This is a genomic window from Kitasatospora aureofaciens, from assembly GCF_001188955.3.
Lineage (GTDB): Bacteria > Actinomycetota > Actinomycetes > Streptomycetales > Streptomycetaceae > Kitasatospora > Kitasatospora aureofaciens.
On record NZ_JPRF03000087.1, the window covers coordinates 14,887 to 29,005 of the forward strand.

At 72.9% G+C, this 14,119-nt stretch carries 13 protein-coding genes and 1 tRNA gene; 6 read left to right on the forward strand and 8 right to left on the reverse strand.

Features of this window, described 5'->3' with window-relative positions; genetic code table 11:
* Positions 1-41: 41 nt before the first annotated feature.
* Complete coding sequence (locus tag HS99_RS37400; RefSeq protein WP_030289062.1) at positions 42-1,448, reverse strand: aldehyde dehydrogenase family protein; 1,407 nt, start codon at positions 1,446-1,448, stop codon at positions 42-44.
* A gap of 60 nt (positions 1,449-1,508) precedes the next feature.
* On the opposite strand from HS99_RS37400, the gene HS99_RS37405 reads away from it, so the two are divergent.
* A complete protein-coding gene (locus HS99_RS37405; protein WP_030289060.1) occupies positions 1,509-2,153 on the forward strand; it encodes a TetR/AcrR family transcriptional regulator in 645 nt (214 codons plus the stop codon).
* 136 nt (positions 2,154-2,289) lie between these two features.
* Here HS99_RS37405 and HS99_RS37410 read toward each other — a convergent pair whose 3' ends face one another.
* Positions 2,290-2,640, reverse strand: coding sequence for a DoxX family protein (locus tag HS99_RS37410; RefSeq protein ID WP_030289058.1), 351 nt, complete (start codon positions 2,638-2,640; stop codon positions 2,290-2,292).
* Between the two features lie 148 nt (positions 2,641-2,788).
* On the opposite strand from HS99_RS37410, the gene HS99_RS37415 reads away from it, so the two are divergent.
* Positions 2,789-3,685: a LysR family transcriptional regulator gene (locus HS99_RS37415; RefSeq protein WP_030553346.1), complete on the forward strand. Its 897-nt coding sequence runs from the start codon at positions 2,789-2,791 to the stop codon at positions 3,683-3,685.
* 222 nt (positions 3,686-3,907) lie between these two features.
* On the opposite strand, the gene HS99_RS37420 is transcribed toward HS99_RS37415, so the two are convergent.
* The 3 genes from HS99_RS37420 to HS99_RS37430 all read right to left on the reverse strand — a co-directional run bounded on the left by HS99_RS37420 (position 3,908) and on the right by HS99_RS37430 (position 7,076).
* The gene (locus tag HS99_RS37420; RefSeq protein WP_232543128.1) at positions 3,908-5,482 is read right to left on the reverse strand and encodes an AMP-binding protein; all 1,575 of its coding nucleotides are present in this window, start codon (positions 5,480-5,482) and stop codon (positions 3,908-3,910) included.
* A 388-nt stretch (positions 5,483-5,870) separates the two neighbouring features.
* Positions 5,871-6,053, reverse strand: coding sequence for a 4-oxalocrotonate tautomerase DmpI (gene dmpI / locus HS99_RS37425; RefSeq protein ID WP_030287947.1), 183 nt, complete (start codon positions 6,051-6,053; stop codon positions 5,871-5,873).
* A 126-nt stretch (positions 6,054-6,179) separates the two neighbouring features.
* The gene (locus tag HS99_RS37430) at positions 6,180-7,076 is read right to left on the reverse strand and encodes a LysR family transcriptional regulator (protein WP_030287945.1); all 897 of its coding nucleotides are present in this window, start codon (positions 7,074-7,076) and stop codon (positions 6,180-6,182) included.
* A 475-nt stretch (positions 7,077-7,551) separates the two neighbouring features.
* On the opposite strand from HS99_RS37430, the gene HS99_RS37435 reads away from it, so the two are divergent.
* Positions 7,552-7,635 (forward strand) — tRNA-Leu (locus HS99_RS37435).
* 136 nt (positions 7,636-7,771) lie between these two features.
* The gene (locus tag HS99_RS48040; RefSeq protein WP_051835541.1) at positions 7,772-9,916 is read left to right on the forward strand and encodes a serine/threonine-protein kinase; all 2,145 of its coding nucleotides are present in this window, start codon (positions 7,772-7,774) and stop codon (positions 9,914-9,916) included.
* 58 nt (positions 9,917-9,974) lie between these two features.
* Here the strand turns inward: HS99_RS48040 and HS99_RS37445 are convergent, their stop codons facing one another.
* The gene (locus HS99_RS37445) at positions 9,975-10,187 is read right to left on the reverse strand and encodes a cold-shock protein (protein ID WP_030287940.1); all 213 of its coding nucleotides are present in this window, start codon (positions 10,185-10,187) and stop codon (positions 9,975-9,977) included.
* 55 nt (positions 10,188-10,242) lie between these two features.
* A complete protein-coding gene (locus tag HS99_RS42015) occupies positions 10,243-11,163 on the reverse strand; it encodes a LysR family transcriptional regulator (protein ID WP_078867519.1) in 921 nt (306 codons plus the stop codon).
* Between the two features lie 143 nt (positions 11,164-11,306).
* Between HS99_RS42015 and HS99_RS42020 the strand changes: the two genes are divergently transcribed.
* Complete coding sequence (locus HS99_RS42020; protein ID WP_072654564.1) at positions 11,307-12,032, forward strand: flavodoxin family protein; 726 nt, start codon at positions 11,307-11,309, stop codon at positions 12,030-12,032.
* Positions 12,033-12,050: 18 nt separating this feature from the next.
* On the opposite strand, the gene HS99_RS37460 is transcribed toward HS99_RS42020, so the two are convergent.
* The gene (locus HS99_RS37460) at positions 12,051-12,278 is read right to left on the reverse strand and encodes an MbtH family protein (protein ID WP_030287934.1); all 228 of its coding nucleotides are present in this window, start codon (positions 12,276-12,278) and stop codon (positions 12,051-12,053) included.
* 1,004 nt (positions 12,279-13,282) lie between these two features.
* Between HS99_RS37460 and HS99_RS45560 the strand changes: the two genes are divergently transcribed.
* Positions 13,283-13,987, forward strand: a complete 705-nt coding sequence (locus tag HS99_RS45560) for an ArsR/SmtB family transcription factor (protein ID WP_052405390.1) — start codon at positions 13,283-13,285, stop codon at positions 13,985-13,987.
* Positions 13,988-14,119: the final 132 nt, after the last annotated feature.

Below are 14,119 nucleotides of genomic sequence, written 5' to 3' on the forward strand. Positions count from 1 at the left end.
CCGGGGCGGATTGACGGTCCGTCGAAACGTGATGGACGGGGTCAGAGGAGGCGGCGCAGGAGGCGGGACTTGAGGGGGGTGAAGGGCGGGTAGGCCGGGCGGAGGGGGTCGGCGAGGAGGGGCTTGTCGAGGACGGACTTGGTGTGGCTGAAGGTGTCGATGGAGTGGGCGCCGTGGTAGCGGCCGAGTCCGCTCTCGCCGACGCCGCCGAAGGGGAGGCCGGGGACGGCGATGTGGGCGTTGGGGACGCCGAAGGCGAGGGCTCCGGAGGAGGTGGCGGTGGTGAGGCGGCGCTTGGTGGCGGCCGAGGCGGTGAAGGCGTAGAGGGCGAGGGGTTTGTCGCGGGCGGTGATGAAGGCGATCGCGGCGTCGAGGTCGGGGACGCGGACGATCGGCAGGACGGGGCCGAAGATTTCCTCGCGCATCACCGGGGCGTCCGGGTCGACGTCGGCGAGGACGGTCGGGGCGAGGTAGCGGTCGGCGCGGTCGTGGTCGCCGCCGGTGACGAGGCGGCCGTCGGAGAGCAGGGCGGTCAGGCGGTCGAAGTGGCGCTCGTTGACGATGCGGCCGTAGTCGGGGCTGTCGGCCGGGTTGGTGCCGTACATCTCGCGGACGGCGGCGGTGAGATGGGCTTCGAGCGGGGGCGCGGTGGCGCCGATGGCGAGGACGTAGTCGGGGGCGACGCAGGTCTGGCCGGCGTTCATGAACTTCCCCCAGGCGATCCGGCGGGCGGCCGTGGCGAGGTCGGTGCCGGGTTCGACGACGACGGGGCTCTTGCCGCCCAACTCCAGTGTGACGGGAGTGAGATGGCGGGCGGCGGCGGTCATCACGATGCGGGCGACGGTGCCGTTGCCGGTGTAGAGGACGTGGTCGAAGCGCTGTTCCAGCAGGGCGGTGGTCTCCGGCACGCCGCCCTCGACGACGGCGACGGCCTGCCCGTCGAGGGCGCGGGGCAGCCAGTGGGCGATGGCGGCGGATGTGGCGGGGGCGAGTTCGCTGGGCTTGACCACCGCGCAGTTGCCCGCGGCGAGCGCGCCGACCAGCGGGGCGAGGGCCAGCTGCAGCGGGTAGTTCCACGGGCTGATGATCAGCACGGTGCCCAGCGGTTCGCGGACGGTACGGGCCCGGGCCGGCTGGAGCGCCAGCGGCACCGGAATGCGGCGCGGGCGCAGCCACCGGTCGAGGTGGCGCAGGGTGTGGTCGATCTCGCCGATCGTGAAGCCGATCTCGGTGGTGTACGCCTCGGCGGCGCTCTTGCCGAGGTCGGCCCGAAGGGCGGCGGCGAAGGTGGCCTCCTGCTCGACCAACAGGCTTCGCAGGGAGCGGAGTTGGGCCTTTCGCCAGGCGAGGGGCCTGGTGCGGCCGGTGGCGAAGGCGGCGTGGAGGCGGGAGACGGTCGCGGCGGTCTCCTCGCTCCGGGCGGGCGTGGCTTCGACGGAGAGGCTCATGCTGCCGAGCATAAACGAAACGAAACGCTTTCGTTTCTTGTTTTCGGTAAACTCCACGGCATGACGCACGGCACGACCTCGCCCCACCCCGCCGAACCCGCGCCCGCACCGCGCCGGGGCCGCCCTCGCGACGCCGCCCGCGACCGCGCCCTGCTGGACGCCACGCTGGCCGTCCTGGCGGAGAACGGCTACGGCGGGCTGACCACCGCAGCCGTGGCGGCCCGGGCCGGGGTCTCCACCGCGACCCTCTACCGCCGCTGGTCCTCCAAGGAGGAACTGGTGATCGCCGCCGCCGCGCTCCACGGGGAGAGCTCCTACGAGCAACCGGGTACCGGCACCCTGGAGGGTGATCTGCGGGTCGTCCTGCGCGAGAAGGCCGCCGCCATGACCGGTGAGCCCGGCCGGCTGATCCGCGCCCTGATCGGCGAGGCCGCCCACAACACCGCCCTGGCCGAGGCCTTGGTGACGGCCTTCCTCCAGCCGCTGTACGACAGGGTCGCGGAGGTGGTCCGGCGGGCGGTCGAACGCGGCGAGATCCCACCGCTCGACGGGGTGGAACTGCTCGGCGAGGTGGTCGTCGGCCCGGTGATGACCCACTTCCTGCTCACCCCGCGGCTGCCCGAGGACGTCGACCAGGCCACCGCCCGCGAGACCGCCGACCGCCTGCTGCCCTTCGCCCTGCGCGCGGTGGGGGGAACGCCCTGAACGAGTCCCCCGACGGGGCGCCGCGACGTCGAGGTTCCCCAGGTGATCCCGGCGTGGCCGACCGGACGGTGCCGGGCGGGAGCGCCGAGGGGTGCGCGGTGGCGGTGCGGGGCCTCGGTCGGCGAGCGCGAGGGGCTCAGCGGGTGAGGGTGAGGGCGAGGGTGGCGACGGCCAGGGCCAGGTAGCCGGCGGGGAAGTAGATGTTGTGGATGACCCGGGTGCGGAGGTGGGTCGCCACCGCGCCGATGTAGAACAGCACCAGCCCGACCGCGGCCGCCAGGCCCAACGAAGGGACGGCGAGCAGGCCGATCAGCAGTCCGGCGGCCCCGGCCGTCTTGAGCGAGGCCAGCCACGGGACCCACTCCGGCCTGACGTTCACCTCGGCCGAGTTGGCCAGGACGAACTCGGCCTTGGCGAAGTCGGCGGCGGCGATTCCGCCGTTGGCGGCGACGGCGACGACGGTCACGGTGACGAGGGCGATGGACATGGGGTTCCTTCGGGCAGGGGCAGGGGCAGGGGCAGGGGCAGGGGCAGGGGCGGGACGCGGAGGTCGGGTTTCGTGGGGGGGGCCTCGCCACCAAGCCTCTTCGGGGGGCTCCCCTTGCGTCCAATACCTGCTTCCATAACCTGGTGGAATGGATGTGGACACCCGGCTGCTGCGCACCTTCGCCGCCGTCGCCGAGGACGGCAGCCTGACCCGCGCCGCGGAGCGGCTGTACGTCTCCCAGCCCGCGCTGACCAAGCAGATCCGGCAGCTGGAGAGCCTGCTCGGCGTGCCGCTGTTCGTACGGTCGCGGGCCGGGATGGCGCTCACCGTGGCCGGTCGGAGCCTGGCGGCGCGGGTGCCGGGGCTGCTGGCGGACTGGGACGCGGTGCTGCGGGAGACCAGGGGCGCGGCGAGCCGCGCGGAGCGGGTGCTGAGGGTCGGCTTCCTGGCCAGCGCCGCCAACGAGGCGACGCCGGGCATCGTGGCCGGGTTCACCGCCCGGCAGCCGGGCTGGCGGGTCGAGATGCGGCACACGGCCTGGTCGGATCCGACCGCCGGCCTGGCCGCCGGGGAAGCCGATGTCGCGCTGCTGCGGCTGCCGTTCCCCGGACAGGACCGGCTGCGGGTGGCCGAACTGTTCACCGAACCGCGCTGGGTCGCACTGCCCTCGGCGCACCCGCTGGCCGCGCTGGAGGTGGTCCCGTTCCGTGAGCTGTGGGACGAGCCCTTCGTGGCGGCCCCGGCCGGGACCGGCCGCTGGCGGGACTACTGGGTCGCCGCCGACGAGCGGGAGGGGCACCCGGTCCGCTTCGGCCCGGACGTCGAGCACCCGGACGACTGGCTGAGCGCCATCGCCAACGGCTACGGCGTCGCGCTCGCGCCCGAGTCCACCGCCCGCTTCTACGCCCGACCGGGGATCGCCTACCGGCCGGTGACCGGGGTGAGCCCGAGCCGGATCGCGGTCGCCTGGTCCCCGGCGGACGACGGGAACCCGGTGGTCCGGGCCTTCGTGGAGTGCTGTCTGGACGCCGTCGCCGAGGGGTGACCGGTGGCCGCCGAGCAGGGCGGAAGGGCTGCCGGAGGGGAGACGGAGGCGAGGGGGAGGGGTGGCGGCCCTCAGCGCCGCCACCCCCATTGGCTACTCGGCACCACGCCGGTGGTTCATTGAGCCAAACCCCGCCTTGGGGTGAAACCGGGTGGGGATCCGGGCGGGGTTCCGTGGGGTTTCGGTGAGTGCCCCGTCGCGGGCGTGGGTCCGGACGGGGGCTCAGCCCGCGAGGGTGGCGCGCAGGCGCTTCTTGTCGGGCTTGCCGACGGAGGTCAGCGGGATCGCGTCCACCAGGTGCAGCGCCTCGGGGGCGTAGATGCGGCCCTTGTGGGCAGTGACGAAGGCACGGACCTCCTCCAACTGCGGCCGCTGCCCCTGCGCGGGGACGACGGCGACGTGGACGTGCTCGGACTCCTGGGAATCGCGCACGCCGAAGACGGCGCACTGGGCGATCGCCGGGTGGGTGAGCAGCAGCTCCTCGACCTCGGTCGGGTAGACGTGGCCGCCGACGACGATGATCAGGTCCTTGAGGCGGTCGGCGAGGTAGAGGTAGCCGTCCGCGTCGAAGTAGCCGATGTCGCCGGTGTCCAGCCAACCGCCCCGCAGGACCTGGGCGGTGAGCTCCGGCTGCTTCCAGTACCCGGCCATCAGGGTGGCCGAGCGGACGTACACCTCGCCCTGTTCGCCGGCCGGCAGCACGGTGCCGTCGGCGGCGCGGATCTCCACCTCCACGTCGGGGAAGGGGCGGCCGACGGGGAGTGGACCGTCGTCGCCGAACCGCGCGTGCTCGGCGGGGGTGAGGAAGGCGATCTTCTGCGCCTCGGACATGCCGTAGAGGCTGACCAGGACTGGCCCGAACACCTTGAGGGCCTCGCGGATCCGGGTCGGGGAGGCGGCGCAGCCGCCGTAGTCGAGCCGTCGCAGGCTGGACAGGTCGGTGCGGCCGACGGCCGGGTGGTCGAGCAGCTGGTAGATCAGCGGGGGCAGCACCCACAGGTCGGTGATGCGCTCGCGTTCGATCGCGGCCAGCACCTCGCCGGGGTCGAAGGAGCGCTGGAGGACGACGGAGCCGCCGCGCTGGAGCGTCACGTCGGAGAACACCCCGGCGAGGTGGGCGAGGGAGGTGGCGGCGAGGAGGCGGGGCGGCTCCTCCTCGGGACGGCCGACGAGGGCGGCGTCGAACATGTCGCGGTAGGGGCCGTGCAGGCTGACGATGCCCTTGGGGATGCCGGTGGTGCCACCGGTGTGGCGGATGCCGAGGTCGTCGCCGGGATCGATGCGTACGGCGGGCTCCTCGGCGGCCCGGTGGGCGGAGGCGGCGATCACGTCCTCGCCGATGGCGCCCCCGCTCGGGCCGGGGCCGAGGGTGAGGACGGTCGGGACGTCGATCAGCGGGAGCAACTCGGCGGCGTCGGCGTGGCGTTCGGCGTCCACGAGAAGGACGGTGGTCTCCACGCTGGCGGTGATCTCGGCCAGCACCGGGGCGCTCATCCCGTCGTACAGGTTGACCACCCGCGCACCCGCGAGCCCCGCCGCGTAGCGGGCGCTGAGCGCCTCGGCGGTGTTGCCGGTGAGCAGGGTGACCGTCGCGCCGCGGCCCACGCCCCGGGCCAGCAGCTCGTGGGCGAGGCGGTAGGTGGCGGCGGCGAAGTCGCCGGCGGTGATCTCGACGCCGTCGGCGGTGGTGATGGCGCGCCGGTGCGGCTCGGAGACCAGGGACCGGAGGATCAAGGCGGGTGCGCTGACGAACTCCTGGTCGGTCATGGCCACTTCTTCCTTGTAGTTTGCAACCATGTCGTCAGGCTAACTCCACCCCCGTCCGGTGTTGTCGAGTTCAGGCCATGCCAGATCGCGAGACTGACGGGAAGTCGGTCGGACGGCGGAGGACCGGATCGGTGACGGCGTCCCCGTGCTCGTCCGGCGCGGTGACGATCACATAGCCCTGCCGGCCGGGGAGTTCGGGGACCAGCGCGCTGCGGCAGCCCGTGCTGTGACGGAGCTCGACCGCGACGGGCGCGCCGTCGAGGCGCAGTTCGCCGGTGGTCGGCGGGCCGTCGGGCAGGGCGGAGATCGGTCCGGTGCGCGGGTCGAAGTCGAAGCGGTCGGAGTTGGCGAGAAAGTTGTCGCCGAGGGGGCGGGCCCGCCGGAGAGGTCCGGCGGGCCCGCTCGGTGCCTCCGGTGGTCACCGGTCGGCGGTGAGCTTGCCGGCTGCGCCCCAGTTCTCCGGCTGGTACTCCTGGATCCACACGTAGACGCTCTCGGCGGGGACCTCCAGCGCCTCGACGAACGCCTCGGTGACCTTCTTGACCAGCTCGCGCTTCTGCTCGACGTTGCGCGGGCCCTGCTGGATGGTGACGATCGGCATCTTCGGCTCCTGATCGGGATTCTCCTGCCGGGCTCTTCGGTCCGGCTCTTCCGCCGGTTTCCCCGGCTGGGAACAGTCCACCCGATCCGGCCGCCCGCACCCAGGCCCGAATCGCTCCGACAGCGATCACGAATCCTGATCGTCCCAGCTCGGTGGCGTTTTGCGGCACGCTGCCAGGAGCAGTCGGGGGAGCGGGGCGGACCGCCGTACGGCGAGCGAGGTCGGCAGCGATAGCGGGGTCCGGCAGGGACGGAAGGCGACCCGGGGGGAGTTCGTCAGCCGGGCGTTGGCGGCGTACACCACCGTCCACATCGGGGTGCCGGTGCCGATCGAGGCCAGGGTGTCCTGCAGGGCGCCGTGCGCCGGGCCGAGGACCGGCCGGAAGCCGGCCTGCGCGCAGGCGTCCGTCACCAGGTCCACCAGTGCGGGGTTGTTGCGGCGGTCGGTCAGGCGGAGCGGCAGCGCGGCGAGGTCCGCGAGGTCCACCTCGGGCTGCTGCGCGAGGGCGTGCCGGGCCGGCAGCACGACCACCAACTCGTCGTCCCAGACCGGCAGGAAGCGCAGCTCCGGGCTGTTCCCGGGGATCGCGCCGCGCACGAACGCGGCGTCGAGCCGCCCGTCCGACAGCCGCGTCAGCCGCTCCCGCACCGGCACCGACTGCAACTCGACGCGCACCCCGGGCGCCTGCCGCTGATAGGTGTCCAGGATCAGGTCCAGCCGCTCGGCCAGCCCGGTGACGGTGCCCAGCCGCAGCACGGCGGGCGCGGCCAGATCGGCGGCGAGCGCCCGGGCGGCGTCCTCGGCCGACAGGACGTCCCTGGCGGCGGGCAGGAACCGCTCACCCGCGGGCGTCAGCCGCACGTACCGGGGCGACCGGTCGAACAGCTCGACCTTCAACTCCCGCTCCAGCCGCCGCACCTGCTGACTCACGGCGGGCTGCCCGAGCAGCAGCCGCTCGGCGGCCCGGCCGAAGTGCAGTTCCTCGGCGACGGCGACGAAGCAGCGCAGCTGCCGTAGCTCCATGCGGACCCCCTGCTCGGTGTGTCGACCGGCTCATGCTCCCAGGCCGGAACGGGGGGCACTTCCCGGCTCTCCCGCCGGGGTGCCGGCTCGGCCGTTCCCGCTCGACCGTTCCCGCGCGGCCGTTCCCGCGTGGCCGTTCCCGCGCGGCCGTTCCCGCGTGGCCGTTCCCGCGCGGCCGTCCCCGCGCGGCCGTTCCCGCGTGGCCGTTCCCGCGCGGCCGTCCCCGCGCGGCCGTTCCCGCTCAGCCGGCTGTCGGCCGGGCGGCCGCGTTCGCCGTCATCGAGGCGACGGTGTCCTCGGTGGTGGCCTCGTAGTCGACCTGGATGTCCGTGCTCGTGCGCTCCTGGCTCGTGGCGGCGGCACATCATGGCGGCCGTTCGTCATCCGGAGCAAAACAGGGGCGGGGTGGGGCCGCCCGTCTCCGGTGGTCAGAGGCACCCCTCCAGGTGGTCTATAGTTAACCCATCACCCAGATGCGCGGGTGGCGGAATAGGCAGACGCGCTGGATTCAGGTTCCAGTGCCCGAAAGGGCGTGGGGGTTCAACTCCCCCCTCGCGCACAGCGAAACGGCCGGTCGATCTTCGGATCGACCGGCCGTTCTGTTTCCCCGGGCCGCCCCGGCCCGTGAACGGGGGCGCCACTAGGCTGGGCCGGTCGGCCGTACACGCCTTGGGGGGAATCGGCACGTGAGCTTGATGGAGCACGATCCGCGGGAGATCGGCGGGTACCTCCTGGAGGGCAGGCTCGGCGCGGGCGGGATGGGCGTCGTCTACCGGGCCCGATCGGTGTCCGGCCGCCAGGTGGCGGTCAAGGTGATCCGGCCCGAGCTGGCCGCGGACGCCGAGTTCCGGGCCCGGTTCCGGCTGGAGGTCGCGGCGGCGCGCAAGGTCAGCGGCGCGTTCACCGCGCCCGTGCTCGACGCGGACGCCGACGCCCCGGCGCCCTGGCTGGTCACCCTGTTCATCCCCGGTCCGTCCCTGGGGGAACGGGTCGCCGGGCAGGGCCCGTTGGCTCCGCCCGAGGTGCGCCGCCTCGCCGCCGGACTGGCCGAGGCCCTGCGGGAGATCCACCGCGTGGGACTGGTGCACCGTGACCTCAAGCCCGGCAACGTGCTGCTCGCCGAGGACGGTCCGCGCGTCATCGACTTCGGCATCGCCCGCAGTGCGGGGGAGACCCAGCTCACCAGCACCGGGGTCGCCGTCGGCACCCCGCCGTTCATGGCGCCCGAGCAGTTCCGCGACGGCACGGCGACGGCGGCCACCGACGTCTTCGCCCTCGGCTCGGTGCTCGCGTTCGCCGCCACCGGACGCGGCCCGTTCGGAGCGGACTCCTCGCACGCGGTGGGCTTCCGGGTGGTCTACGAGGAGCCGGACCTGTCGGGTCTGGCGCCGGAGCTGTACCCGCTGATCATCGGGTGTCTGGCCAAGGAACCGGCACAACGGACCACGGTGGACGCCCTGTTGAGGGTGATCGCGGAGGGGGCCGGGGAACGGACGGTCCAGCTGCGGACGGGGCCGGTGGCTCCGGCCGTACGGCAGGCCGCTGCCGCGCCGCAGGCCGCTGTCACGCCGACTGCCCCCAGCCCACTGGCCCCCACGCCGGTGACCACCGGCCCGGTTGCCCCCAGCCCGACGGCCCCCGCGCCGGTGGCACCGCCCGGGCCGCCGAGCGTCCCTCCGTACCTCCCGCCCGTCGCCGCCGCGGCCCCCGTCGGCCGGCCGCGCCGGCGCCGGGCCCTGGTGATCGGCTCCGCGGTGGCCGCCGTCGTGGTCGCCGCGGCCGGCACGCTCGGCTACGTCGCCTGGCAGGACCAGCAGCGGCGGCCCGGGCCGTCCGCCCTCCCCTCCGGCCTCTCCTGCGCCCCGGCCGGGAAGGCCACGGTCGGGGCGGACGGCATGGAGGCCGCGCTGGTCCAGCAGTGGGCGGCGGACTTCGGCAAGGCCTGCCCGGACGACCGGCTCACCTACAAGCCCCCGTCCGGCAACACCGACGATCCGTTCAAGTACGCCAACGCCAGCGCCTTCGCCAATGCCGAGGTCGACGGCGCCGCCTTCGACACCGCTGCGACCGACCAGCAGGCGTTCTCCTACGGCAAGCACTGCGCCAACGGTCGGATGGTCCAACTCCCGGTGACCGTGGCCCCCGTCGCGATCGTCTTCAACGTGCCCGGGGTGACGGACCTGGTGTTCGACGCCCCGACGCTCTCCAAGATCTTCCAGCACCAGATCGAGACCTGGAACGACCCGGCGATCAAGGCGCTCAACCCGGCCACCGTGCTACCGGGTTCACCGATCGACATCCGGGTCCCCGCGGCCATGTCGTGGACCGGCTACGTCTTCCAGCAGTACCTCAGCAAGGCCGGCGGCTGGCCGTTCGAGGTGGGCGCCCACTGGGATCCCGTCATGAAGGCCGCGCCCGGTACGACCGACGCGAGCATCCCCGGCGCCGTCGCCGGCGCCACCGGCTCGATCGGCGTCGTCCCGCTGAAGGACGTCGGGAAGCTCTACACGGCCCGGGTGCGGACCGGTGACTCCGACGTGGCCCCGAGCGTCCAGGGCGCCGAGGTGGTGGCCGCGGCCGGCACGGTGGAGACCTCGGACAGCCGGGTGTCGGTCAAGCTCGACTACCAGCAGCGGGTGAAGGACGGATATCCCGTGGTCGGATTCGGCTACCTCGACTTCTGCGAGCGCGGCGGGGGCTCCGCCGTCGTCGCGGGCCTCGCCTCCTACGCGGTCAGCGGGCCGGGCCAGGCGACGGGGGAGTCCCTGAAGTACGGCACGCTGCCCCCGGCCGTGACCCAGCAGGTGCGGGGCGTCCTGGCCGGGCTGCGGTCCGGGTAGCGCCGACGCGCCCGGACGGCCGTGGGCTGTCCGGGCGCACGCACGGATCCGCGGGGCGTTACTCCTCGAGCCGGACCTTGTCGGCCTGCATGCCCTTCTGGCCCTGGACGGCTTCGAAGGTGACCTTCTGGCCCTCCACGAGGGACTTGAAGCCGCCCCCCTCGATCGCCCTGAAGTGCACGAACAGGTCGGGGCCGGATTCCGGGGTGATGAAGCCGTAGCCCTTCTCGTCGTTGAACCACTTCACGGTGCCGTGCTGGCGCTCGGCCATGTCCACTCCTCGGGATCGGATCGCACTGTCCCGCGATCCTCTCACGCAGAGGGTGTCAGTCGACACGTAGAGTAGCGGGCTCCGGTGTCGCGTCCGCCGCGGCGTGCAGGAGGAGGTCGCGCAGGGCGGCGGCGGGTTCCGAGGGGGCGGTAGGGGTGAGGACGACCTGGTCGGCGGTGGTGGAGGGGCCGGTGAGGGGGATGACGCGCAGACCGGGGGGCCGGTGGTCGAGGGCGGACTCGACGGTGATGCCGATGCCCGTGCCCGCGGCGACGTGGGCGGCGATGGCGTGGACGTTGTCGGCGGTGCGGATGATGCGCAGATCGGCTCCGCCGATCCGGAAGGCGGACAGGAGGCGGTCGCAGAGGCCGCTGTTGATCTGGTGGGGCCAGGTGAGCAGGTCGGCGGCGGAGAGTTCGGTGGCGCTCAACTCGGCGCGGTCGGCCAGCGGGTGGGCCTCGGGGACGAGGGCCGTGAACCGCTCGGTGGACAGCACCCGCGCGCGGACACCGGTGACGCCGTCGGTCGCCCAGCCGATGCCCAGTCCGATCGTCCCCGCCCGCAGGGCGGTGAGCAGGGCGGTGGCCGGCATCGGCTCGGGCACGATCGTCACGTCGGGGAAGCGCTCCCGCAGTTGCGGCAGGCAGCGCAGCAGCAGCTGGTGGCCGGTGTACTCGGCGTGCCCGACGACGAGCGTGGTGCCGGCCCGGTCGCCGGCGGCCAGGGCGCGTCCGCGCTGCTGGAAGAGGCGCAGCTGGGCGAGGGCGGCGTGGGCGTCGGGCAGCAGTTCGGCGCCGAGGTCGGTGAGGGACACCCGGCGGCTGGTGCGGTGGAACAGCCGCCCGCCGAGGGTGCTCTCCAGCCGTCGGACGGCGTCGCTGACGGTCGGCTGCCCCCGGTGCAGGCGGGCGGCGGCGCGGCCGAAGTGGAGCTCTTCGGCGACCGCGACGAACGCTTCCAGTTCGATCCTGTCCACGCCCTCAGGCTACGGCCTGTCCGGCGCGATCGATCGGTGTGACCGATCGCTGCGTGCCGGTCTTCGGCGTTGATGCCCTGCCGCGCGCAGGCTGAGATGGGTGGTGACCAGGGAGTCCCCATCAGAGGAAGCAGTGAATCGACATGGCAGTCAAGGACGTTGACCGTGAGCAGGACGCTCCGACGGTCACGGTGACGGTGGTCTACCACTCGGTGCACGGGCACACCCGGGTGCTCGCCGAGCACCTCGCCGAGGGGGCGCGGCTGGTGCCCGGGGCCGAGGTGCACCTCGCCGAGCTCCGGGCGGAGGACGTCAACGCGGGGCGCTGGCACGACCCGGAGGTGCTGGCACTGCTGGACCGCTCCGACGCGATCGTGTTCGGCTGCCCGACGCTGATGGGCAGTGTGTCGGCGGTGTTCAAGGCGTTCATGGAGGCCGCGTTCACGCCGTTCGTCACCCAGGGCTGGAAGGACAAGCTGGCCGGGGGGTTCACCATGTCCGCCTCGCAGAGCGGTGACAAGCTGGCCGTCCTCCAACAGCTGGCGGTGTTCGGCGCGCAGCTGGGCATGCAGTGGGTCGGCGTGGGCGACATGCCGGGCAACAACTGGAGCGGTGGCAGCCGCGACGACCTGAACCGGTTGGGCTCCTGGCTGGGCCTGATGAGCCAGAGCCACGCCGACCTGGGCCCCGAGCAGGCCGGATCGCGCGGCGATCTGCTCACCGCGCGGCGCTACGGCGAGCGGATCGCCCGGCTGGCCCAGCGCTGGGTCAACGCCGTACCGTACGGGACCCCGCGGATGACCGAGCACGAGGCGCGTGCCCTCTCCGCCTCGCTCCGGGAGGCGGAGGCCGCACCGGCGGGTCACTGACCCTCCGTCGGTGCCGCGTCAGCGGTCGCTGTGCCCCTGGGCCGCCAGTGCTTCGACCAGGCTTCTGGGCCGTACGTCGGTCCAGTGCTCCTCGATGTGGTCGAGGCAGGCCTGACGGCTGTCCTCGGGGTGGGAGATCCGCCAGCCGGCCGGCACCTCCAGGAACGCGGGCCACAGCGAGTGCTGGTTCTCGTCGTTGACCAGGGCCAGGAAGCGGCCGTCGGGGTCGTCGAAGGGGTTCTGCACGACCGGGTGGCTCCTTCGTTCCGAGGTGCGGGACGCGGCGGGTTTCGGGCAGGGCGCTGCTGCTCGGCGGCGCACGGCAAGCCTGCCGCCCTCGCGGACCGTCCGCCACGTCTTTAAGGAGGGACGAAACAACCCAGGCAGAAGGGGGCGGACTGGCCCGGGAGCAGGTGATGCACGTTCGGCCGGGGATGTCCAGGGGGGAGTTTTCTGCACCTGAGGACTGCAGTCCACTCTCCTGCCCCGCTCGGAGGGCCGGGCTAGGGTCGCTGAGCGGCCCGGCGGGACGGAGATCGGAAGCTGTGGCACCGGTCGTCGACCGTGGATTCGGTCAACTCTGCTCCCCTGTGGGCTGGTTGACCGAACGAACGGCCGCGTGGGATCATGTACAGATCAACTATTGGACAAGTCAAGCATCCCGGTTCCGATCCTTAATTGCAGTGAAGATCCAGTGGATCGTCCGCGACCCTGATCCGGCTGGAATTCGCGGTACGGATGATTCGACAGGTGCAACCCCTCTTCGGATGATGTAGAGGGGTTGCTTCCGCGTGCGGCGGGCCGCCGCGGGACGATATGGAATTAATCCCTCCGGCTGTGAAGGTAAACGGTCCGGTGCGTGTCCGATGGTTCCTCCACTGTCTATCGCTGCCGCTTATCGTTGCCTGTCGCCCGTTCGTGACCTATGGTGCGTACGGGTATTCTGGGACGCAGGGCGCCGGCGGGGCGCGCGGTGGCGTCGGCCACGTAGCAGAAAGGTTCATTCGCGGGAGTCCCGGGAAAGTGTGGAGCTTGTCGTTCGCCTATACGGGGGTGGGAGTGTGACGCGCCTTATACTGTCGTCTGCGAGTCTCGCGAAGACGCGAATCCTGGATGAGCCGGAAGAGCTCGTGGAGGCGCTCCTCGCATTGGAATTACTGGCTGCCGGAAGGGGGGGCTCGGAATTCGCCCCGTGGCGGGCGCAGGCCGTCGCCGCCCTGGGCACGCGGGCCCTGTTCAAACTGACCTCGATGCTGCACTCGCTCCCCGACGTCTACGACATCGTCCGGGGCGCCGGCGGCCCGGACGGACCGACCGACGGGCAGCCGGGTGATTCCAGTTGGCGCGTCGTCAAGGACGTCCGGGAATTCCACCGGCGTGCGATCGCCCCGTACTGGCACCGCATCGGCGGCCGGCTCGCGATCGACCGGGCGGCGCGCGGGCAGATCATGCTCAGCGGCGGCATGGAGAAGGTGCTCAGCACGCTGCACCCCTCCGTCCACTGGGAGTCGCCCCACCTCGACGTCCCCGGTCCGGACGTCGAATGGAGGCTCGGGGACGGCGGGCTGCTCCTGGCGCCCTCGCTCTTCCTGCACTCGCGGGCCCCCGTGCTGCTGATCGATCCGTCGGGGGCCGGGACGCCGGTGCTCGTCTACCCGATCCCGGTGAAGCAGAAGTGGCTGACCGCCATGTGGAACGAGGAGTCGGCCCGGGACGTCGCCGCCCTCGGTGCCCTGCTGGGCCGGACCCGGGCGGCCGTCCTGCGGGCCCTCACCGACAGTTGCAGCACCACCGAGCTCGGGCACCGGGTGGGCATCTCGGTGGCGGCGGCCAGTCAGCACGCGGCCATCCTCCGGAGCGCCGGGCTGGTGACCACTCTTCGATCGTTCAACACCGTGACGCACACGCTCACCCCGCTGGGCAACGCGCTCCTGCACGAGGAGCTCATCGCCTGAGGGCCGAGGCGCGGACACGACCCGGTCGCGTCCGCGCCCCGCCCGCGTCCGGGAGCGGCGGCCGGGGGAATGGGCCGCCGCTCCCGGACGCGGACGGGTGGCGGTAGGCGTCGTGCGGGGCCCGCTGGGGAG